This window comes from Caulifigura coniformis, assembly GCF_007745175.1.
In the GTDB taxonomy this organism is placed as follows: Bacteria; Planctomycetota; Planctomycetia; order Planctomycetales; family Planctomycetaceae; genus Caulifigura; species Caulifigura coniformis.
In genome coordinates this window covers 6,060,647-6,081,651 of the sequence record NZ_CP036271.1, presented here as the reverse complement: position 1 = coordinate 6,081,651, position 21,005 = coordinate 6,060,647, and the positions used below count along the sequence as shown (strand labels likewise).

General features: G+C 63.7%; 14 protein-coding genes and 1 riboswitch. Of the genes, 9 read left to right on the top strand and 5 right to left on the bottom strand.

The window, feature by feature from the left end:
* Window positions 1-34: 34 nt before the first annotated feature.
* Window positions 35-1,339: a DUF1552 domain-containing protein gene (locus Pan44_RS24505; protein WP_145034375.1), complete on the top strand. Its 1,305-nt coding sequence runs from the start codon at window positions 35-37 to the stop codon at window positions 1,337-1,339.
* Window positions 1,340-1,457: 118 nt separating this feature from the next.
* Here the strand turns inward: Pan44_RS24505 and dinB are convergent, their stop codons facing one another.
* The 3 genes from dinB to Pan44_RS24490 all read right to left on the bottom strand — a co-directional run bounded on the left by dinB (window position 1,458) and on the right by Pan44_RS24490 (window position 7,068).
* Window positions 1,458-2,618 carry a DNA polymerase IV gene (dinB, locus tag Pan44_RS24500; RefSeq protein WP_145034374.1) on the bottom strand — a complete coding sequence of 387 codons (1,161 nt, stop codon included), beginning with the start codon at window positions 2,616-2,618 and terminating at the stop codon, window positions 1,458-1,460.
* 143 nt (window positions 2,619-2,761) lie between these two features.
* A complete protein-coding gene (locus Pan44_RS24495; RefSeq protein WP_197453623.1) occupies window positions 2,762-4,150 on the bottom strand; it encodes a DUF1501 domain-containing protein in 1,389 nt (462 codons plus the stop codon).
* Window positions 4,151-4,161: 11 nt separating this feature from the next.
* Complete coding sequence (locus tag Pan44_RS24490) at window positions 4,162-7,068, bottom strand: DUF1553 domain-containing protein (RefSeq protein WP_145034373.1); 2,907 nt, start codon at window positions 7,066-7,068, stop codon at window positions 4,162-4,164.
* A gap of 218 nt (window positions 7,069-7,286) precedes the next feature.
* Between Pan44_RS24490 and Pan44_RS24485 the strand changes: the two genes are divergently transcribed.
* Entirely contained in the window at window positions 7,287-8,027 is a 741-nt protein-coding gene (locus Pan44_RS24485) for a lipoyl(octanoyl) transferase LipB (protein WP_145034372.1), read from the top strand.
* A gap of 76 nt (window positions 8,028-8,103) precedes the next feature.
* Window positions 8,104-8,988: a lipoyl synthase gene (gene lipA / locus Pan44_RS24480; RefSeq protein ID WP_145034371.1), complete on the top strand. Its 885-nt coding sequence runs from the start codon at window positions 8,104-8,106 to the stop codon at window positions 8,986-8,988.
* Window positions 8,989-9,115: 127 nt separating this feature from the next.
* On the opposite strand, the gene Pan44_RS24475 is transcribed toward lipA, so the two are convergent.
* The gene (locus Pan44_RS24475) at window positions 9,116-10,261 is read right to left on the bottom strand and encodes an SGNH/GDSL hydrolase family protein (RefSeq protein ID WP_145034370.1); all 1,146 of its coding nucleotides are present in this window, start codon (window positions 10,259-10,261) and stop codon (window positions 9,116-9,118) included.
* A 635-nt stretch (window positions 10,262-10,896) separates the two neighbouring features.
* On the opposite strand from Pan44_RS24475, the gene Pan44_RS24470 reads away from it, so the two are divergent.
* From Pan44_RS24470 to Pan44_RS24455, 5 genes are all read left to right on the top strand, one after another.
* Entirely contained in the window at window positions 10,897-13,770 is a 2,874-nt protein-coding gene (locus Pan44_RS24470; protein WP_145034369.1) for a DUF1553 domain-containing protein, read from the top strand.
* A gap of 90 nt (window positions 13,771-13,860) precedes the next feature.
* Window positions 13,861-14,988, top strand: a complete 1,128-nt coding sequence (gene aroC, locus Pan44_RS24465) for a chorismate synthase (protein ID WP_145034368.1) — start codon at window positions 13,861-13,863, stop codon at window positions 14,986-14,988.
* A gap of 376 nt (window positions 14,989-15,364) precedes the next feature.
* Window positions 15,365-16,429: a hypothetical protein gene (locus Pan44_RS24460; RefSeq protein WP_145034367.1), complete on the top strand. Its 1,065-nt coding sequence runs from the start codon at window positions 15,365-15,367 to the stop codon at window positions 16,427-16,429.
* Between the two features lie 12 nt (window positions 16,430-16,441).
* Window positions 16,442-16,786 (top strand): hypothetical protein, encoded by a 345-nt coding sequence (locus tag Pan44_RS27605; protein WP_197453622.1) that lies wholly within the window; start codon window positions 16,442-16,444, stop codon window positions 16,784-16,786.
* Window positions 16,786-17,868, top strand: coding sequence for a DUF1573 domain-containing protein (locus tag Pan44_RS24455; RefSeq protein ID WP_197453621.1), 1,083 nt, complete (start codon window positions 16,786-16,788; stop codon window positions 17,866-17,868). The genes Pan44_RS27605 and Pan44_RS24455 overlap by 1 nt, the downstream gene beginning before the upstream one ends.
* Before the next feature lie 249 nt (window positions 17,869-18,117).
* On the opposite strand, the gene Pan44_RS24450 is transcribed toward Pan44_RS24455, so the two are convergent.
* Window positions 18,118-19,053 carry a DUF4465 domain-containing protein gene (locus Pan44_RS24450; RefSeq protein WP_145034365.1) on the bottom strand — a complete coding sequence of 312 codons (936 nt, stop codon included), beginning with the start codon at window positions 19,051-19,053 and terminating at the stop codon, window positions 18,118-18,120.
* 126 nt (window positions 19,054-19,179) lie between these two features.
* Window positions 19,180-19,385: riboswitch (cobalamin riboswitch) on the bottom strand.
* A 699-nt stretch (window positions 19,386-20,084) separates the two neighbouring features.
* On the opposite strand from Pan44_RS24450, the gene Pan44_RS24445 reads away from it, so the two are divergent.
* On the top strand, window positions 20,085-21,002 hold the full coding sequence (locus tag Pan44_RS24445) for a DUF1559 domain-containing protein (RefSeq protein ID WP_145034364.1): 918 nt from the start codon (window positions 20,085-20,087) through the stop codon (window positions 21,000-21,002).
* Window positions 21,003-21,005: the final 3 nt, after the last annotated feature.

Sequence of the window (21,005 nt, the reverse complement as noted above, 5' to 3'; positions counted from 1 at the left end):
AGACTGTGCAAATCCAGACGTACCCGAGGCGCGAATGACTTCCCATCACTTCTCTCGTCGGACCTTCCTTCGCGGCGTTGGCGTGTCGATGGCTCTCCCCTGGATGGAGTCCATCAACGTCTGGGGAGATGTCCCGGCCGGCCGCGAGCCCGGCAGCGAAGCCCCCGTCAGGCTCGCCTGCCTCTTCTCCGGGAACGGATTTCACAGCAAGGAATGGTGGGCCCGCGGAGCCGGAGCACAGATGGAGCTCGGAAAGGTGCTCGCCCCACTCAACGATTTCCGCGAAAGGCTGCTGTTCATCGAAGGCCTCTACAACGCGGAGGCCCTCAAGGGAAACATCCACAGCTCACAGACGGGGAACCTGCTCTCCGGCGCTCCGCTCGCCTCCGGCGGCGAAATCCGCTCCGGCACAAGCATCGATCAGGTCGTCGCGCAGCGGCACGGCCGCTCCACCAAGGTTCCGAGTCTCATCCTCGGATGCGAGGCGTCCAACCCCTCGGTGCATAAGAACTATTCGATGATCTACAGCTCGCACATTTCGTGGAGCTCGCCGACGACCCCGACCCCGCTCGAACTCTACCCCGCCCTCGCCTTCGACCGACTCTTCAAGGACGAAGCCCAGAAGGGCGACCAGAGCGTTCTCGATGCCGTGCTCGAAGACGCCCACGCCGTCCGGCGACGGATCAGCTCGTCCGACCAACGCAAACTCGATGAATACCTCGGCTCGGTCCGGGAAGTCGAACAGCGCATCGAGAACGCCGGAAAGAAAGGGGAAATGCAGGGGTGGAGGCCGACGCTCGAACGCCCCGATATCCCCCGCCCGGCCGACGGCATCCCGCAGGATATCGCCGAGCACATGCGTCTCATGTGCGACATCCTCGTCCTCGGATTCCAGACCGATACCACCCGCGTCACCACGCTCAAACTCAACAACGACCACTCGTCGCTGCGGTTTCCCAATCTCGGCGTCGACTACATGATTCACCATCTCCTGTCACACAGCGACACGGCCGACTGGCTGAAGGTGAATCAGTTCTTCCTCGAGCAGCTCGCCTATATCGCCCGCAAGCTCGATGCGACACAGGAAGGCGAACGCACCGCGCTCGACAACTCGATGATCCTCTATTGCTCGAGCATGCTCACCGGCAACCACGAAGCATCGAAACTGCCAGTCGTGGTCCTCGGGACGGCAGGAGGCCGCCTCGAATCCGGTCGCACCCTGAGCTATCTCGACAAGCCGAATCGCAGAATGTGCAGCCTCTACCTGTCGCTGCTCGACAAGGTCGGCATCCATCTCGACGAATTCGGCGACTCCCGCGAACGCCTCGCCGAGGTCTGACAGACAGATCCAAACCTCTGCTGCCACGGCTCTGTGAGCCGTGCAAACGTCGAGACGGATTGCATTCAGCGGGACTCCGTTCCCCGCCTCGACTCACCTCCGGGCCACTGGGACAGCACTATTCCTCCCCGAGCGTCGCCCCCCGCCTGAGCGCCAACTTCCCGAACTTCGCCCGGATATGGTCGCTCACCCGGTCCGCCCCCGACTGCTTCTCATGAGCCGGATCCTCGAACAGTGTGCGGGGATGGTCGCCCGCTGCTGAAAGCTGCTGCACGCCCACCCCGATCAGCCGCACTTCCAGCCGCCTCGCCGGAAGTTTGTTCTCGAACAGTTCCGCCGCAGCCAGCCAGATCTCGTTCGTGACGCTGGTCGGAGCGGCCAGGGTCGTTGATCGCGTGATCGTCGAAAAATCGGCGTACCGCAGTTTCAGCTGCACCGTCCGTCCCACCACCTGCTGCCGCCGCAGGCGCTGCCCCACCAGGTCCGTCAGTTCCAGGAGACGGCCCCGCAGGATCTCCCGCGAACGAAGATCCACGGCAAAGGTCGTCTCGTGGGAAATCGACTTCGCTTCGCGGTCGGGAACCACACGGCGGTCATCGACTCCCTGCGCCAGCAGCCACAGCGATTCCCCATGCTTGCCGAACCGCTCCTCGACCTCCCGCTGCGACAGTCGTCGGAACTCCCCGATCGTCTCCACCCCCATCCGGGCGATCTCTTTCTGGGTCACACGCCCGACGCCCCACAGCCGGCTCACCGGAAGTGGATCGAGGAACTCCTGGATGCGAACCGGATCGACGACCACGAGCGCGTCCGGCTTCTCGAGGTCACTCGCCAGCTTCGCCAGAAACTTGTTCGGCGCGACTCCGACCGAAGCGACCAGCTGGAGTTCGTCCCGGATGTCCTCCTTGATTCGCCTCGCAATCTCCTCCGGCGGGCCAAACAGGGAAATGCTCCCCGTCACGTCCAGAAACGCCTCATCCAGCGATAGCGGTTCGATCTGCGGCGTGTACCGGTGCAGGATGTTCTGGATCTGGTCGGAGACTTCCGCGTAGCGTCCCATCCGAGGCTTGATGACGATCGCCTGTGGGCACAGCTTGAGCGCCCGCCCCGCCGGCATCGCACTGTGTACGCCGAAACGCCGGGCTTCGTAACTCGCCGCCGCAACAACGCCCCGGCCTTCCGCGGTCCCCCCCACGATGACCGGCTTCCCGCGCAGCTCAGGCCGGTCGCGCATTTCGACGGAGGCGTAAAACGCATCCATGTCGACGTGCTGGATCATCGACGGCGCCTTTCGGGCGACGCCCGATGCCCGCAACAGGCCGACGGAGAGAAAACGGGAATGCACATGTCGGTGAACTGTAGCATCCACCCCGCGCGAACCGACCCCCGTCATTCGGGCTACCGGGACCTTCGCGGCCCCGTTCAGGTGAGAATGTCGCGAACGATCCGCCCGTGGACGTCCGTCAGGCGGTAATCGCGGCCGCCGTGCCGATACGTGAGTTTCGTGTGGTCGATCCCCAGCAGATGCAGGATCGTCGCATGGAAGTCATGCACGTGAACGCCGTTCTCCGCCACCGTCGCCCCCAGTTCGTCTGTCGCGCCGTACGCCATCCCCCCTTTGACCCCCGCGCCCGCCATCCAGGAGGAGAAACAGGCGCTATGGTGGCCCCGGCCTTTCACTCCGTCCACCCCCGGAGTCCGCCCGAACTCCGTCGTCCACACCAGCAGCGTGTCCTCCAGCATCCCCCGACGCTTGAGGTCCAGCAGCAGTCCCGCCAGCGGCTGGTCGATGTTCCTGGCATGCTCGGCATGCTCTGACATGTCGCCATGCTGGTCCCAGTTATGGCTGCTGCTGCCGTCCACCACTTCGATGAACCGCACGCCCCGTTCGGCCAGCCGCCTGGCCACCAGGCACTGCCAGCCGAAGCCTTCGCTCCGGCCCCGCTCGAGCCCATACATTGCCAGCGTCGCATCGTCTTCCTGGCCGACATCAAACGCCTCCGGCGCATCGGCCTGCATGTGAAACGCCGTCTCGAAGCTCCTGATCCGCGCCCCCAGGTCCGTGTCAGCGGCACGCGATTTCAAATGGCGGTTGTTGAGCACATCCGCCAGCCCGAGTTCCAGTTCCTGCAGACCCTTGTCCGTCGTGCGTCGTTCGAGGTTGGAAATCGGTTCCTTCCCCCCGACGACGCGCACCCCCTGGTGATACGCCGGAAGGAAGTCGTTGTTGAAAATCTGGGTTCCCGCATATGGCATCTGCGGAGCCAGCGCAACGAACGACGGCAGATTCTGGTTGGCCGTCCCAAGGCCGTAGCTCACCCACGATCCGATGCTCGGCCGCGAAAAGAAAAACGACCCGGTGTGCATGCCGAGCGTCGCGTTGTAATGCTCGTTGTCATTGCCGTTCATCGAACGGATGACACAGATGTCGTCCATGCACTCGCGAAGGTGCGGGAAGAGGTCGCTGACGAGCGTTCCGCATTGGCCTCCCGGCCGGAACTCCCAGAACGGCCTCAGCAGCACCCGCTGCAGGTTCGACAGCCCACCCCCGACCCCCATCCGCTTGCCATCCGCTTTGAACAGCTCCGGCTTGTAGTCGAACGTGTCCATGTGCGACGCGCCGCCGTTCGAAAACACGAAGATCACGCGCTTCGCACGCGCCGGAGAAGGCGGCGAACGGTCCGCCAGGGGATCGCCTCGATCGACGGTCGATTCCGCGATCAGCTCGCTCAGCAGGCCGGGCATGATCAGCGAACCTCCGACCAGCGATCGGAGGAACTCGCGGCGGGCGGGCGTCGGCCGGATGCTCATGGGCTGCCAGTTCAATCGAGGTACACGAATTCATTCAGACGCAGCAGCGCGCGGACGAACGCCTGCCACTCCGCAGGAGCGGCCTTGTCCGCCGGGGCTCCAGCCTCGGCCGCCGCAAGACTCTTCGCCTTCTCCAGGAAATCCCGGGCCGCCTCAACGTCCCCCTCCACCGCCGGACGCGAGAACAACAGCGTGAATGCCCGTTGAATCCGCTCGTCCGTGCTCCCACCCTCGGCGACAATCCGCTCGGCAATCAACCGCGACTGCTCATGCACGAACGCATCGTTCAACAGGAACAGCGCCTGCAGCGGTGTCGTGCTCGACATCCGGGCCGCGGTGCTCGTCGACGGATCCGCGCCGTCGAAGATCGCCAGATACGGATGTCTCTGGATCCGCTGCGTCATCAGGTACACGCTGCGATGCCGGCTCTCATACACCGCCTTGAACGGCTTGTGCTGCGTGAACCCCCAGGTGTGTGCCGGCGGAAAAGGATGCGCCCCGGGTCTCGACAGGTCGAGATTCCCCCCCAGAGCCAGCATGGCGTCGCGGATTGATTCGGCATCGAGCCGGCGCCGCGGAAACCCCGACAGCCAGTCATTCGAAGGATCCCGGGCGACCGCCTCGTCGCTCCGCATCGCCGATTGCTGATACGTCTTCGAAGACAGGATCAATCGGTGCATCGCCTTAACCGACCACCCGCCATCCCGAAACACGCTCGCCAGGTAGTCCAGCAGTTCCGGATGCGTAGCCGGCTTCCCCTGCTTGCCGAAATCATTGGGTGTCGGCACGATCCCCCGACCGAAATGATGCTGCCAGATCCGGTTCGCCATCACTCGCGCCGCCAGCGGGTTCTCGTCCGCCAGGATCCACTCGGCCAGTTCAGCCCGTCCACTCCCGCGGCAGTCCGCACTCAGTTTCGACTCACCGAGCACCGTCAGAAACCGCCGTTCCACCACGTCGCCCGGCTGCGCCGGATCTCCCTTCACCTGCACCGCCGCCTCGGCCGGCGACTCCGCATCAGCCACGGCGTACACCATCTCGAACGGAAGTGGCTGACCGCGATGCTGCTCGGCCACGGCCGTCGCCGCCTCCGATTCTTTCACGAGCCGCGCCTTGTCCTCGCCTTCAGCAGTCTTCAGCGCGTTCTTCAGCCGTTTCACCTCCTGGTTGAGCCGCGTCTGCTCCCCCTTCCGCGTTCTCAGGAGTTCCACCGCCTCGGCCAGTTGATCAACCGGAACAAGCGGAACGAGGTCCCGTTGCTCCTTGTCGAGTTCGATGCCCGGCCACGGATAACGCGTGCTCTGGAAGATCCCGTACAGCCCGTAGTAGTCGCGCGTCGTGATCGGATCGAACTTATGGTCGTGGCACCGTGCACAGCTCACCGTCAGCCCCAGGAAACTTCGCCCCAGGTTGTCGAGCGTGTCTTCGATTGTCAGATGCTGCGGGTAGTCGTCGACACGCGACCCGAACCGCCGCGAGTTGGCGATGTACCCCGTCGCCACGATCCGCTCCTGCCGTTCCTTCTCCGTCGCCCCGCCTCGAAGGTCACCCGCGAGTTGGTCGCGAACGAATTCGTCATACGGCAGGTCCGAATTGAACGCGTCGATCACCCAGTCGCGGTAACGATGGTTCTGCGGAATCGGGTAGTCGGAGTTGTCCCCCGCCGTGTCGGCATACCGGACGACATCCAGCCAGTGGCGGCCCCAGCGTTCACCATAGCGCGGTGAATCCAGAAGTCGGTCGACGACGCGCAGAAACGCCTCCGGCGATTCGTCCGCCAGAAAATCCTGCAGTTCCTCGGGTGTCGGCGGCAGACCCGTCAGGTCGTACGTCACGCGCCGTAGCAGCGCCCGTTTGTCCGCCGCGTCAGCCGGTGCAAGCCCCTGGCTCTGCAGCTTCGCCAGAACGAACCGGTCCACGTCATTGGCCGGCCAGTCCGAACCGTTCACCTCGGGAACCTGCGGCCGAAGCAGCGGCCGGAGCGACCAGAATTCGCGGGCCGCAGCAACATCGACCTTCTTCCCCGCAAACTTCGTCGCCGTCGTGCGCGGATCAGGAGCCCCCATCCGCACCCACTGTTCCAGGTCGGCAATCTCCGCGTCCGCAAGTTTGCCGTCCGGAGGCATTTGCAGGTTCTCGTCGACGTATCGCACCGCCTTGATCAGCAGGCTCGCTTCCGCGTCCCCGGGAACCACGGCCGCCCCGTTGGCGCCTCGCCGCTGCAGCATCGGCCGGGAATCGACCAGCAGGTCCCCTTCGAGCGACTTCGCATCCGCGCTGTGACATTCATAGCAGTGCTTCACCAGAAGTGGCCGGATCCGTTTTTCGAAGAACGCGAGTTCTTCCTCACCCAGCGGAGCCTCGCTTCCCTCATGCGGGCCGCGCCACAGTTCAACGCCCGAAAAGTTAGCCGCCCCTCCCCGACTGGAGATCACGATCGCCCCGTCCTGCGCCTCGGTCGACCACGGCCCGAGTTTCGCCCAGGCGCCGGCCGGTCCGCTTTGGAATCGCGGTTCTACGACTTTTCCGTTCACAGCGATCGAGAACGCTTCAGGCGAGTTGTCCTCCCACACGTACAGAAACACCGAGTACGCCCCGGGCGGAATCTCCCGCAGCACAACCCGGTTTCCTCCCCAGCGGCTGCTGCGGATCATTTGTGCCCGCTCGGGGTCCGTGGACGGCCGCAGCGGCACATTCTGGTTCTCGAATGCCTTGTCCTTGCATTCCACCGTCGACGAATCCCGCCCTTCCCAGCGATGCCCGTCAATCGTCGTGGGCGGCCCGTTCAGGTTCAGGCCCCGGAAGAATTCGGCCGTGTCAGCCCCCTCGATCCGCGCCGTCGGCACGGTCAACAACAGCAACAGCCACGCGGCGAGAGGCGCGCGGGCGAGCCACCGACAGTCTGCAGGAGCGACCATGCGAGCGTGTTCGTGAGGACGCACTCCAGCCCGGCAGATTCCACGGACCTTGTCCGAGTGTTCACCCGCCAAGTCAGTTCCTCCCATCATCGCCGCCCGACACCGTCTTTGACAACCTTGGACTTCGTACTCCACAGGCATCGCCCCCCTCTCACCGCCGCAATGGTCGTTGTTGACGCTGGTCGACCACGCTACGATCGTTCCCGGATAGAATTCAGATGATGTCGTCTCGCCGTGCCCCTTCTTTGGAGTTCGCGAACCGGTCGTTGGAGGTGCATCTCCTGGGGCTGGTCGACTTCACCTCTGCGCTCGCGCTTCAGGAACGTCTGGCGTTCGACCTGGGTGACGAAACCTCCCCGGCCGGCGTCCTCCTGATTGCGGAGCACCCGCCCGGAATCACGCTCGGGCGCGACGCCAGTTCGCAGCACGTCCTCGCCGACGCCGAGACGTTGGCCCGCCGGGAAATCCCGGTCAACTGGGTCGGTCGCGGCGGCCCCGCGATCTGCCACGCACCCGGCCAGCTGGCGATTTACCCCATCCTCCCCCTTGATCGGCTCGGATTGGGCCTCGAGGAATTCCGTCGCCGCCTCGAATCGGCCGTCGTCGATGTCTGCCACGAATTGCGGGTCGCCGCCAAACGCCGCGAGTCGGAACCCGGCGTCTGGACCCGCTATGGGCAGGTCGCCCAGTTCGGGGCCGCAGTCCGTTCCTGGGTCACGACGCACGGTATGTTCCTCAACGTCACGACCGATCCAGGCTTTCTGAAACTAGTCGCCTCCACGCCGGGCGAACGCGCCACCACCCTGCAGTCCCTGCGGCTGGCACCCGTCAGCATGAACCAGGTTCGCGAGTCGGTTGTCCGCCACGTCGCCGCCCATTTTGGTTTTTCCAACGTTCACACTTCGGCCGGACACCCGCTCCTGCGCCGGACACTTCGCAGGATTCCGTTGAATGCATGAGTTGCCCGTCCTTGGAGGCGCCCCCTCCTCTTCCCCTGACTCCCCTTCTGGAGGCGGGTCCTGCGGCAGCGGCGGCATGACGGCCCTGGAAACGCTGACGCTCGAGCCACGCCGGCGCCTGCCGCGCTGGCTGAAGCGACCCATGCCGTCGACGGAAATGTCGTTCACCAGCGGCGTCATCGAAGACCTCCGCCTCGAAACCGTCTGCGAAAGCGCGAAGTGTCCCAACCGGACCGAATGCTGGTCCCACCGCACCGCCACGTTCATGATCCTCGGAAACGTCTGCACCCGCCCCTGCGGGTTCTGCTCCGTTCCCCGCGGGAAAACGGAAACGGTCGAGGCCGACGAGCCGGAACGCGTCGCCGAAGCCGCTCATCGGCTGGGACTCAAGCACGTCGTCATCACCTGTGTCACCCGCGACGACCTGCCGGATGGCGGCGCGGAGCACTTCTACAAGTGCGTCCTGGCGGTTCGCGAGCGAACGGGGGCCGCGGTCGAGGTCCTGACGTCCGACTTCCACGGTAATCGCGCCGCGATTTCGCGCGTCATCGCGGCCCGCCCCGACGTTTTCAACCACAACACCGAAACCGTCCCGCGCCTCTACCACCGCGTACGGCGGAATGCCGAATATCAGCGCACGCTCGACCTCCTCGCGCAGGTTAAGGAAGAGTCCCCCGGCATGGTCACCAAGAGCGGACTGATGCTTGGGCTTGGCGAAACGCTGGAGGAAGTCCTCGACGTGGCAGCCGATCTGCGAGCGGTCGGCGTCGACATGCTGACCATCGGGCAGTATCTGCAGCCGACTCCCCAGAACCTCCCCGTCGAGCGTTATGTTCCGCCGGAGGAGTTCGACGAGATCGGCGAGCAGTGCCGGAAGCTCGGCTATTCGTTCGTCGCCAGCGGTCCCTTCGTGCGTTCCAGCTACCACGCCGGAGAAATGGCCGACGCCCTCGCCCGGTAAGACACCCGTTCCGCCTCCTCGCTGATGCCATGCTCTGTGGGCCGTGGAAGGCCCCCGGAACCTGAGCTTCGACAGGGGCGGAACGTCATAGCCACACGCGTTTCGGTGCCGTTTCCCCCCGTCCCCATCAGCGATGGGTCGTCTGCGACGACACCCGCTCCGGAGGCGGCACAGCGCTCCCCGCAGGCGCCCGGAATCGCTCAAGCAGCGCTCCCGCAAGAACCTCGGCATAGACTTCGTGCGCATCCATCGAAAGCAGCCCCGTGCGGCGCGTTCGGGAGGTCTCTTCGACTTCGGCGACATCGCCTGTGGCGTCGATGAGCGGCAGCTGCAACTCGTCGCACAACGCCGTCAGTTCCTGCGGCGGCCATTTCACCGATTCCAGCCGCTGACCTCGTTTCGCCGCCGGCGGCGAAGCAGCCGTCGCCACCAGCACCTCCACCGATTGACCCTGCGCCAGCCTCTGAATCGCTTCCAGGGCCGCCCGGATCGAGTCGAACGCCGTGCCGTTCACCCGCAGATCGGCATGCCGGTTAGCCCCCGAAGTCGTGCCGCCCGATTGGCCGCGACTCCACAGGTCTTTCACTTCGTCACGGATCGTCTGGACCAGCAGCAGTTCGTCGTCCAGCTGTGTCGCGAGATTCGTCCTCCCGGCAGTCGCGGGGTGCATCGCTGCGAGAGGAAAGCCCTCGGCCGTACGCTCCACATGCCGCCGGAGCGCCTCTTCGTCCACCAGATCCGACGGATCGATATGCACGACGATCACATCCGGCTGCAGCGTCATCAGGCGATGCCGCAGCAGCAGTGCACTGACCGTCGGACACCCTCCGGGACAACCAGCATTCAGGATTTCCACGCGCGTTGATGTCTCGGGCTGAAGCAGGTCGGCCAGACGACGGCTGTAGGCGAACGATTCCGGAAGATCGCCGGCAAACGTGTTGTCATCGCCGAGACACAGGACCCGGAAGCACCCTTCAGGCCGGGGAACGTCCACCTCCGGATTGCGCAATCCGAAGCTGTTCGTACGCAAGGTGAACGGTCGGCCCGATTCCGCCTCGATCCGCGTGAACCTCAGTTTGGGCGCGACGGTCAGAAACGTGGCGCGGCTCGGTGTCGTCGTGGCCGAGACGATGTCGGTCGTTTCGGAACGCACGGCCGCGCTTTTCGTCGCCCGACGAACGCGCAGACCGACCTCGAGTGCACATGCTCCCCCGATAATCAGGAGGACCGTGAGCACGAGATGTTTGAAGGTCTGTGCGGCGTGGCGAATCATCCGTGACAGTCCGCCGCCTGCGGGAGGCTGGGCGAGCAGCCGCCAACCGTGGCGGCCGCCCGCGGAAATGTACTGCCGGAAAACAAGTTACGACAAGACGACTTGCAGCCGGCACCGGCAGATTCAGCCGCTCACGAAACCGCCCCCTGTGCCCCCGCTTCCCCCCGTTCTCTCTGCGACGGAAGTCCCCTTCCCAACCCCTTGATTGAGGGACGAAGGCCGGAGGATCGGCCATGACAAGCCCTCCTCCCGCGCAACCGCTCACCTGAGAGTGGAGGGACCATGCACAACAACATCCACAATCAGCCGCACTCACACATCTCACCCACACAGCCCGCGGCACGGACTGCCCGCGCACGCCTTACACCGACTGCCCCCGTCCGCACCACCAGTCCCACGAGGAGCCCCCTGCCGCCCCGCCCGGAGGCCCCAGGGGAGGAAGGGCATCAAACACGCTCCGCCCCCCGGCCCCGTTCGTCTTGCTTGGGTTGACCTCAAAACCCGCTCCTCGTCCCGAACAAGCACCGATCCGCGTGTCCCCCGCAACTCCGGCCCGCCGCGGGATTTGCCATCCTCCGGCGTGTCTGCGACGATGAATCCGGTTTCTCCTCGACATCACTGACGGCCCTTCGCAGATGATGACTCTCCGCGCACTTCTGGCGTTCAGTGCCTGTCTGTTTTTGGGAACAGACGGTGTCCTTGGTGCGGATCCCGATTTCAATCGGGAAATCCGACCGATCCTGGCGGGCCGCTGCTACAAGTGCCACGGCCCGGATGAAGGCAGCCGCGAAGCCGGATTGCGGCTCGATACGCCGGCCGGCGCCGCTTTGGTCCTGGAATCGGGCAGCCAGGGCATCCATCCCGGCCAGTCCGCCAAAAGCGGGGTGATCGAGCGGGCCAACTCGGCCGACGCCGACCTCCGCATGCCCCCTCCATCCGAGGGACCGCCACTCACTGCGGGTGAAATCGACCTCCTGAAACGGTGGATCGATTCAGGAGCCGGGTACGCCCGCCACTGGTCTTATGAGCCCCCGGTCAGCCCCCCGCTCCCGGGTGTGAGCCGGCCAGACTGGTGTGCCGGACCGATCGATCGATTCATCCTGGCGCGTCTCGACGCGGAAAAACTCCAGCCGCAACACGAATCCGACCCGGCGACGCTGCTCCGAAGGGTGACGCTCGATCTCAGCGGGCTCCCGCCAACAATCGAGGAAACCGAGGCTTTCCTTGCCGATCCGTCGATGCAGGCCTACGAGCAGGTCGTCGACCGGCTCCTCGCTTCCCCTTCATTCGGCGAGCGGTTCGGACGGACCTGGCTCGACCTGGCCCGCTACGCCGACTCCGCCGGGTATGCCGACGACCCGCCGCGGGTCATCTGGCGCTATCGTGACTGGGTCATCGCGGCACTCAACTCCGGCATGCCGTTCGACCAGTTCACGATCGAGCAGATCGCTGGAGACATGCTCCCCGAAGCCACCGACGCCCAACGGATTGCGACCGGCTTCCACCGCAACACGATGACGAACAGTGAGGGCGGAACGGACGACGAGGAGTTCCGGAACGTCGCCGTCGTCGACCGGGTCAACACGACGATGCAGACCTGGATGGCGACCACGATCATGTGCGCCCAGTGCCATACGCACAAATACGACCCGATAACCCAGGCGGAGTACTTTCAGGTCTTCGCAATCCTGAATCAGACGGAAGACGCCGACCGCCGCGACGAAACGCCAGTCCTCTCGATGCTGACGCCAGAGCAGGAGGCGCGCAGGAAGTCGCTCCAGGACAAACTCGCGGCCGCCGAGAAGAAAGCGGACGAAATCCGTCAGGCGACTCCCGGGGTCGAGATTCCGGAGGGTCCGATCACGGGCCGGTATGTTCGCATCGAACTCCCCGGGAAAGAAAAGATCCTCTCACTCGCCGAAGTCGAAGTCTTCGTGGGAGGCAGCAACCAGGCTCAGGGGAAGACTGCAACTCAAAGCAGCACCGACTACGAAGGCCCCCCTGGACTCGCAGTCGATGGCAATACGGATGGCCGGTTTACAGAAGCCCGGTCGACAAGCCACACAGCCATCGAGGACTCCCCCTGGTGGGAGGTCGACCTCGGTGAATCACTCGCAATTGAACGTGTCGTCCTCTGGAATCGCACCGATTCGACCGACGTCGCAAGGCGGCTCAACGGCGCGCGGCTGGTCGTGCTCGATGCCGAACGGCGCCCTCGTTGGGTAAAGCCCCTTCCGAAGGCCCCACTGAAAGAGGGGGCGTATCCTGTTCCTGAGTCGGGCGAAAAGCTGTCGAAGGCCGACCGCGACGCACTGGTTGACGTCCTCGCCGAGTCGAATCCGAAACTCGTTCAGGCCCGGGCCGCGGTCCGCTCGCTGCGACGCGAAGTGGACGGCATCCTTCCCATCACCACCCCGATCATGCGGGAACTCCCGCCGGAAAAACAACGGAAGACGCGCATCCACATTCGGGGCAATTTTCTGGACCTCGGAGACGAGGTCGGCCCCGGAACTCCTGCGGTATTCCCATCAAGCGGTTCCAGTCGCCCTGACCGCCTGGAGTTCGCCCGCTGGCTCGTCAGCCGCGATAACCCGCTGACCGCCCGCGTGCTCGTCAACCGGCTGTGGGAGCAGCTGTTCGGAATCGGGCTCGTCGAAACGAGTGAGGAATTCGGTCTGCAGGGGGACCTTCCCAGCCATCCCGAATTGCTCGACTGGCTGGCCGTCGAAGTCATGGACCGCGGCTGGAACACCAAACAGTTGATCCGGCTGATCGTGACGTCCTCCACCTACAGGCAGTCGTCAACCGCGCCGGCCGAGTTGGTCGCGCGCGATCCGAATAATCGCCTCCTGGCGCGGGGGCCGAGATTCCGGCTCGAGGCGGAACTGGTCCGCGACCACGCGCTGTTCGCGGCGGGACTGCTCAGCCGCAAAATGGAAGGCCCGTCGGCCAAACCGCCACGTCCCCGGCTCGGACTCACCGCAGCCTTCGGAGGGTCGACCGACTGGGAAGCGAGCCAGGGAGAGGACCGTTACCGGCGGGGAATCTACACCTACTGGCAGCGGTCGATCCCCTACCCCTCGATGGACACCTTTGACGCGCCGAACCGCGAAGTCTGCACCGTTCGCCGCACCCGCACGAATACCCCCCTTCAGGCGCTGGTGACGCTGAACGATCCCGTTTACATCGAGGCGGCCCAGACGCTGGCCCGGAAAGTCCTGACACAGGGAACGGCATCACAGGCGCCGGACGACCTCACGAGAGAGCGGATTGCGTATGCGTTCCGCACCTGTGCCACGCGGTCCCCCTCGACCGAGGAAGTCTCCGTTCTGGCCGACACGCTGGAGCGCATCCGCTCCCGCTACCGCTCAAATCCTGAGGCGGCCCTGCAGATGGCCACCCCCGCGGTCGGCGAGCCCCCCGCCGAGGCGGAGATCGTGGACGTCGCCGCCTGGACGGTCCTCTCCAATGTCCTTCTGAATCTCGATGAAACGCTGACGCGGCGGTGAATTCCGCTCCGTCTTGAAAGCATTCGCCGCTGACTCGAAGATGCACACGCGCGTGGCCCCTGCCACGCGCGACACTTCTCGAGCGGATCAATGCCAGGAAATTCTTTCGGACAGTCATTTCGGATCACGACCGCCGGCGAAAGCCACGGCCCGGGCAACGTCGTGATCATCGACGGCGTGCCGTCCGGCATTCCACTCTCGGTCGACGACCTGCGCCCCGATCTGGCTCGCCGCCGCCCGGGCCAAAGCCACATCGTCACTCAGCGTGACGAAGCCGACGAACCGGAGATCCTCTCCGGAGTCTTCGAAGGACGAACCACCGGCACGAGTCTGGCCATCCTCATCCGGAACACCGACCAGCGTTCAAAAGACTACAGCGACATCAAGGACGTCTACCGGCCGGGCCACGCCGACTACACGTTCGACGCCAAATACGGCTTCCGCGACTACCGTGGCGGCGGTCGCTCCAGCGCCCGGGAGACGACGGCCCGCGTGGCGGCCGGCGCAGTAGCCAAGAAATTCCTGTCGATCGCCGTCGGCGCCCGAATCGTCGGCTACGTCGTCCAGGTCGGAGACATCCGTGCGGAGATCAACGATCCAGCGGCCGTCACCCTGGAACAGGTCGAAACGCTCCCCAACGGCAGCCCGAACATCGTCCGCTGCCCCGACCCGGCCGCCGCCGCCCGCATGGTGAGCCTGATCGAACAGGTTCGTAAGGAGGGAGATTCGATCGGCGGCGCCGCGGAGATCGTGGCCACTGGGGTCCCTGCCGGTCTCGGCGAACCCGTCTTCGACAAGATCAAGGCCGACCTGGCCAAGGCCCTCTTCTCACTCCCGGCAGTGCTGGGGGTGGAATACGGCATCGGCTTCGGGTGCGCGGAAATGCGCGGCAGCGCGCACAACGACCTGTTCATGCGCGGGCCGGATGCCGGTGACGGGTCGCCGACGATCCGCACCCACACAAACCGGCATGGCGGGATGCTGGGCGGCATCACGACCGGGATGCCGATCGTCCTCAGAGCAGCAGTCAAGCCGACAAGCAGTCTGCCCATTCCGCAGGAGACCGTCACCAGAAACGCCGAGCCGGCAACGATTCGGACAAAAGGGCGGCATGATCCCTGTCTGCTGCCACGCTTCATTCCCATGGCCGAGGCCATGGTGGCCATTGTCGTGGCCGATCACCTGCTGCGATGGCAGGGCCAGAGGTCCGCCATCTGAAACGCCAGTGATCAAGGACCGCCACGCCACGACGCGCAAGGTCCCGGCCGACGCACACCCTCTCTCCAGGAGGTTGGCGCATTTCCGGTGCGTTGATTCAAAAACTGAACACACGATCGATCCAAACATCCAAAAAACCTCTAGGGAAAACCCTGAACTTCCCAGCAGCAGTTTGACAGGCTGAATTCTTGATCTGTACAAACTCTTTCAGCCCATTTGTGCCCCACACTGGGGATCGCAAGGAGTGTGAAGACGGGCTTTTCCCAAGGATGTGCTTTCGGGAATGACTCTGCGGATATCAGGCCGCCTCGGGCTTTGATACGCAGTGGTGGCGGTGTGCGATATGAAGTTGTTGTGGCTAATTTACACTGCTTTGATGGCTCCGATTTCTGCCGGACCTGATGCAGGTTCGTCGGCGAATCCTGACGCCGTATCGGCTGCGCCCGCTGTAGGCAATGTGGCCGATGGACTGAATGAGGCGCAGCAGTTTGCGCCGGCGATTCTGGGATCGATCCGGACCAATTCCGAGCGACTGCAGGCCGTCGAACTCGCGCTCACCCGAACATTCCAGGATGCGGGAGTCACCAAAGAGACGACCGTCGAAGAGCCGCTTCCGAATGGCGGCATGATCGTCGTCACCAAGAAGCCGATGGCGACCTACGTCGAGCGCGTCGTCATCTTCGAAGATCGCCTGCGGATCGATCAGGGCGGAACCGCAGGCGCGCCCCCCGCGATCACTTATTGGGGCGACGGAGCACGCTGGACGGAATCAAACGTTTCGGCCCGCCGCATCGCAAAAATGCACGCACATCAACTCGGCGGGCGCACACTGGATCCACGGGAATCAGCCGGCCTCGACCTCCGCACTTCACTGGCGAACATGCTGGCCCAGGCGGCATTGAAGAACGCCACAATCACCACGAACGGGTCCGTTTCAACAATTTCGACGGCAACGAATCCAGGGGGGCAGAAGCTGATTGTGGATTTCGATTCCAACTTCAGCATGTTGCCGACGCGCTCGCAGCTGTTCCACCTGAACGGAGCACTCGTGCGAGACCTCCGAATGACCTACAGCCGAATCGCGGAACGCGATGCATGGGCCATCCAGAGCATCACGGAACGAATCTACGACGAGAATGTCGACGGCCTTGCAACTCCCGATAAATGGAAGCAGCAGCTGGTGACGACCGCGGTCTGCACGGTGCTCGATCGTGATGCGGCAGACAAGCTTCTCAGCCCCACGGTCCCGGAAGGGTATCGGGTGATTGACTACACCGATGAAGCCACGATGCGGCGCAAGTCGCCGCCCATGAGCATGGTGGCGGCCACGACTGGGTCGCCGTGGAAGTGGTTTCTTGCAGCACATGTGGTTGTGATCGCCGCAGCGGTGGCGATCTATTACTTGCGGCGCCGTCGCACATCCCCCGTGCGAACTTACTGAAGGAAATTACGGATGGTTCGATTCTGTACGATGTTCGCGCTCTGTGAACTGGTCATGCTGGCCGCATTCGTCGGGCTTCCCTCGGCCTATGCCGACCCCTCGGAAGAATGCTGCACCGATCCCCGCCATCCGGAATGCTCCGGCTGCCAGGGTGGTTATCTGCTTGGCCTGGGGGAACTTTTCGGCTGTATGGTCGCCTCACCCGCTCCGGGCTGTGAAACCGAATTGATGGAATGCCAGAGGGTCGTGGCCCCGATCATCCGCTGGCGCGATGGATCGAACTGCACCATCTATCAGGAAATGTCACAGGGCGTGGCGATCCTGAAGCAGGGCTGTACTCCGCAGTACTGCGACTGATGTCGTCTGCAGATCGTGACGGAACTGGACGCCGGCTTCTGGCGTCGCTCTCACTTTGCGCCATCCTGATCGGTTGCAAGAGAGGCGGCTCGTCTCAGGAACCGGCCCCACTCCTGGACACGACGAGCCGCGATCTGGGCGCGATCCGGCTCGATGCGGATTACGAATCGACGTTTCGAATCTCCAACACCACCGACGCGCCGATCACGATCACACGGATCCGGTCGAGTTGCGGCTGCGTCGCCGCGGGATTTGATCCCGCTCCCATCCCGCCTGGCCAACAGCGCGAGATCACGCTCAAGCTCAATACTCACGGTCAGACGGTTCTCGGACCGATCGTCAAGCACGCCACAATCGAGTTCGAATCGGGCCCCCCCGTCCAACTCGAGCTCAGGGCAAGGCTCGACAGCGATTTCGAAATCGAGCCGCGACGCGTAGAGTTCTCCGCTGACGAACGGTCCCACGAGATCCGCCTGACCCGTCGGCAACTCGATTCGACTTCGTTCGCAAAGCTGGTGCTGGTCGGCAACGCCGATTGCTACGACGTCGCCGAGGATTCCGGGAAGCAAACAGCGGATCTCCGCGTCTTCCGGGTGACGATGAAAGAGGCGTCCGCAGGGGCGACTCTGCCAGAGCTCTACTTCTCGGATTCCGCTTCGGGACGGCCGTTGCCTTTTGCCACAGTCACCTGCTCTCGAAAGGGGCCGACGCTTCGTCCCTCATCATTCACGGTGAACGCGAGGGCAGGCGCGCCGCCGAAAGCTGCGGTGAGATTCCGGTTCGTCGATTTTCAATCACAGCCCATGCGAATGGTCTCGGTCCAGCCCTTCGATGAGCTCTCCAAACGCCTCCTGGTGATCGGATTCGATCCCGAGCGCGACGCCAAGTCTTTCACCCTGGCGCTTGCGGAGAACTCCGATCTCCCCGACGAGACACTCACCAGGCTGATGGTGTCAGTCGACTTCACATCGCTGGATCAGCGAACGTCGGGTCGGCTGCTGTTGCCTTGCTTTTTGCTCGGGACCGGGAAATCTGAGAAGGCGGAGGCGACGACGCCCCCCGCTGCAGAATCCGCAAACTAAGTCGGACGAGCGCCTGGCTCAGAAAGTACCGGTGCCTTCCGGCACCTGGTTCAGCAGCCGCCCCGACCCACACGGGCCCTCACCTTGCGCCATCGCCCTCGAGACGGGCTCCCCATTGATCTTATCTGCCGAAGTGACATCGGCCCTCGCCTCCCAAGACAAGAGCCGCGACGCATTGCGGCAGCCCCCAGCCATCCGCTGGGGGGCAACGCTCCAGTTCGGACGCATTGAATCTGGCGTCCCCCCGCTTCAAGCGGACGTCGATTCCCGCGCCGCGGCACTCTTACGGCGGCGGAACCGCCAGAAGACGCCGGCAGCCGTGATCGCCATCAGGGCAGATGAGGGTTCGGGAACCGCCGCCGGCTCGAAACCGATGTCATCGATCGCGAAATACAGCGGAGTATTGGCTCCGAATGTCCCCATATCACTCGATTCGAAGTCGAAGTAGATCTCCGAGGCTCCCGCGAGCGACGTGAGGTCGAACCATTCCCACGAATCAAGAATGTAGTCGCTGGCCGAGTCTGCGAAGCGGAAATCGGCCAGGTAAAACTCGGGCCTAGCGGCGAGCACGTTGCCGTCGACATCGACGCCGTAAGCCCTCACAAGCAGGAAATCAGGATCAAGCCCCGTGGCGCCTCCGAACTGCTTGGCGAACGTATCGCCGTTCAACATCGAGAGGGCGGAGTAGGTGGTATTGGTCAGATAGGCGCCGGTCACCGCCATTGCCGTCGGAACAGTCATCGAGGGGAGGAACTTCAGGGTGTCTGTGGTGATCGCCGCGAGCGGATTGACGGGGAAAGTCTGCGTCGAGAACGCGACGCCAAAAATGTTGGCCGGATCCCCCGGAGGAACGTACGCCGAGAACTCATGCTGCAGGCCGGGAAGCGAACCCGAGGTGGAAGCATTGAGCTCATTGGAATACGCGAAGCCGCGCCAGCTGCCGTAGGTGGTGTCGACCCGGTTGACGAACGTCGCGCCGCCGCTGCTGAAGTCTCCGATGTACTCATCATTTCCATAGGGGCCGGACGCCGGACCCACCGGCGCGGTATTTCCCGGATCGTTCCAGTGCGTTCCGGGGGTGAGAGTGAGGTCCTGGAAGGTGATGATCCCAGCGGACGCGAACGAGCCTCCGGCGAATAGAAAAGCCGCAACAAGGGCGCGCAGCGAAAGTGACAACAGGGACATGGAAGTGAATGGATCCTCCGGCGCCGTCCAGATCCAACACAGCCGCGCCGGCGGCGCCACGCGGTGACAGGAAGAGGTCGTCTGCCGACAAAAAACTCGTCGTGCAGGTCCCGTCACACGCGGACATCTGCTGGTGAAACGCTGGTAGGTCTTCTGACTCTCAAGCCGCCTTCGCGCGTCCTTCTCGCCGGCTCCGCGGCAATGGACTTTGGAATGACGAAGGCGATCGCGCTTGAATACAGCGGCGTGGACCGCTCCGGATTTTCACCGGATTCCCTGTTCGCCAGCCCCTCGAGCCGAGGTGACTGGCCACCAGCGTACAAGTGGTTTGCAGTGTAGTTCGGCGAGGAGGGGTGTCAATTCAGGCAGTTCAGGGAAGAATCCCAGGGCGAGTCCCTTTTTCACAACAGGGCGTCTGTCGTCACTGCAAGTCATGTTGCGGCAACGACGAACTGGCGCATTCTGGAAACGTGACCAGCCTTGCGCGGAAGTCGCAGGCACGGGCAGGGCTCGGGAACACTGCGGAGGTGTTCGACGCCGAGGGGGCGAGGAGGGCGCGTTGTGTGGGTGGTACTGTACTCCTCGCCCACTTACTTCCCCCTGAAGTCTTGCGGAGGGCTCGGGAGAGCGTGGGTGGTGCGGACAGGCAGTCGGCCGGGCCGGGGTGTGTGACGACAGGTTGGTGGTGGTTATGTTCATGCGGTCCTCCATCATGACGGGGGCGGTTGCGCGGGAGGGCCCGGTACTCGGTACTCGGAAGTGCTTGGGTGGGTGGGGATTGGGGCGGGGTGAGTCACTTTTTCACAGTCGGTCGTCTCTCGTCACCACAGGTCATTTTGCGGCAACGACGCACGCCAACAACGAATTGGCCCGTCATGAAAAAGTGACCGGCCCTGGAAGAATCCCTGAATGCTTGCCGCACGTTCGGGCCAGCATTACAGTTGAGACATCTTTCAACGAAGGCCGCTCCCCGCTTTTTCACACATCCCGGATTCGAGGGATGTGCCCGCCTCCTGGAGATCTTCAAGACCATGCGTCGCCGTGGATTTACCCTCATCGAACTGCTCGTCGTCATTGCCATCATCGCCATTCTGATCGCCCTCCTCCTGCCGGCGGTCCAGCAGGCGCGCGAGGCGGCCCGCCGCACGCAGTGCAAAAACAACCTGAAGCAGATCGGCCTGGCTCTTCACAACTACGAGAGCTCCATCACGATCTTTCCTCCGAGCAGCACCTCGGGATTCGGCAAGGGAGTCTGGGGCTGGACGGCCGCGTCCGAGCAGGACAGGACGATGCACCTGCACAGCTTCGCCAGCTTGATCCTGCCCTACCTGGAACAGGCCGCGGTCTCAAACAACATCAATTACAACCTCTCGTCTCTCGCAGTCGCAAACCGCGAAATGGCTGCCACGCAGATGCCGTTTTACCTCTGCCCGAGCTATGCCGGTCCGAAAATTTCGGCCGATCCGCTCTATGTGACGACAGCCGGTTTCAACCGATACGCAATCCGGAATTATGTCGCGATGGGAGCCAAGACGGTGATCGGGCTCTCAGGCGCATCGCCGGCCGAAGGATGCATGTTTCCCGGGTCCAAGACCGGGTTCCGGGACATGACGGACGGCTCTTCCAATACGGTCATGATCGCAGAGACTCGGGAAGAGAAGGCATCGGTCTGGATCGACGGGACTTCTGCCGCCGTCGCCGGTCGTTACCTGGGCAGCCCGCCGACGTACGCCGGCCCCCGTGTCTCGATCAACTACCAGCCCTATTTTCCGGGCGGACTTTTCCCCAACTCGATCGGCCAGAACTGGGGCCCTTCCAGCCTGCACACCGGTGGAGCTCATCACCTGCTGGGCGATGGATCAGTACGATTCATCTCCGAGAACATTGATGCCGGGACTTATGACGCGCTTGTAACCAAGTCCGGCGGCGAAGTCGTCGGCGAGTTCTGAGGA

Excerpts from the sequence above, each read along its gene's own strand:
- Pan44_RS24460 (WP_145034367.1), top strand. The coding sequence starts at position 15,365 with ATGGCTCCGATTTCTGCCGGACCTGATGCAGGTTCGTCGGCGAATCCT.
- Pan44_RS24455 (WP_197453621.1), top strand. The coding sequence starts at position 16,786 with ATGTCGTCTGCAGATCGTGACGGAACTGGACGCCGGCTTCTGGCGTCG.
- Pan44_RS24475 (WP_145034370.1), bottom strand. The coding sequence starts at position 10,261 with ATGATTCGCCACGCCGCACAGACCTTCAAACATCTCGTGCTCACGGTC.
- Pan44_RS24490 (WP_145034373.1), bottom strand. The coding sequence starts at position 7,068 with ATGGTCGCTCCTGCAGACTGTCGGTGGCTCGCCCGCGCGCCTCTCGCC.
- aroC (WP_145034368.1), top strand. The coding sequence starts at position 13,861 with ATGCCAGGAAATTCTTTCGGACAGTCATTTCGGATCACGACCGCCGGC.
- lipA (WP_145034371.1), top strand. The coding sequence starts at position 8,104 with ATGACGGCCCTGGAAACGCTGACGCTCGAGCCACGCCGGCGCCTGCCG.
- dinB (WP_145034374.1), bottom strand. The coding sequence starts at position 2,618 with ATGATCCAGCACGTCGACATGGATGCGTTTTACGCCTCCGTCGAAATG.
- Pan44_RS24495 (WP_197453623.1), bottom strand. The coding sequence starts at position 4,150 with ATGAGCATCCGGCCGACGCCCGCCCGCCGCGAGTTCCTCCGATCGCTG.
- Pan44_RS24470 (WP_145034369.1), top strand. The coding sequence starts at position 10,897 with ATGATGACTCTCCGCGCACTTCTGGCGTTCAGTGCCTGTCTGTTTTTG.
- Pan44_RS24485 (WP_145034372.1), top strand. The coding sequence starts at position 7,287 with ATGATGTCGTCTCGCCGTGCCCCTTCTTTGGAGTTCGCGAACCGGTCG.
- Pan44_RS24450 (WP_145034365.1), bottom strand. The coding sequence starts at position 19,053 with ATGTCCCTGTTGTCACTTTCGCTGCGCGCCCTTGTTGCGGCTTTTCTA.
- Pan44_RS27605 (WP_197453622.1), top strand. The coding sequence starts at position 16,442 with ATGGTTCGATTCTGTACGATGTTCGCGCTCTGTGAACTGGTCATGCTG.
- Pan44_RS24505 (WP_145034375.1), top strand. The coding sequence starts at position 35 with ATGACTTCCCATCACTTCTCTCGTCGGACCTTCCTTCGCGGCGTTGGC.
- Pan44_RS24445 (WP_145034364.1), top strand. The coding sequence starts at position 20,085 with ATGCGTCGCCGTGGATTTACCCTCATCGAACTGCTCGTCGTCATTGCC.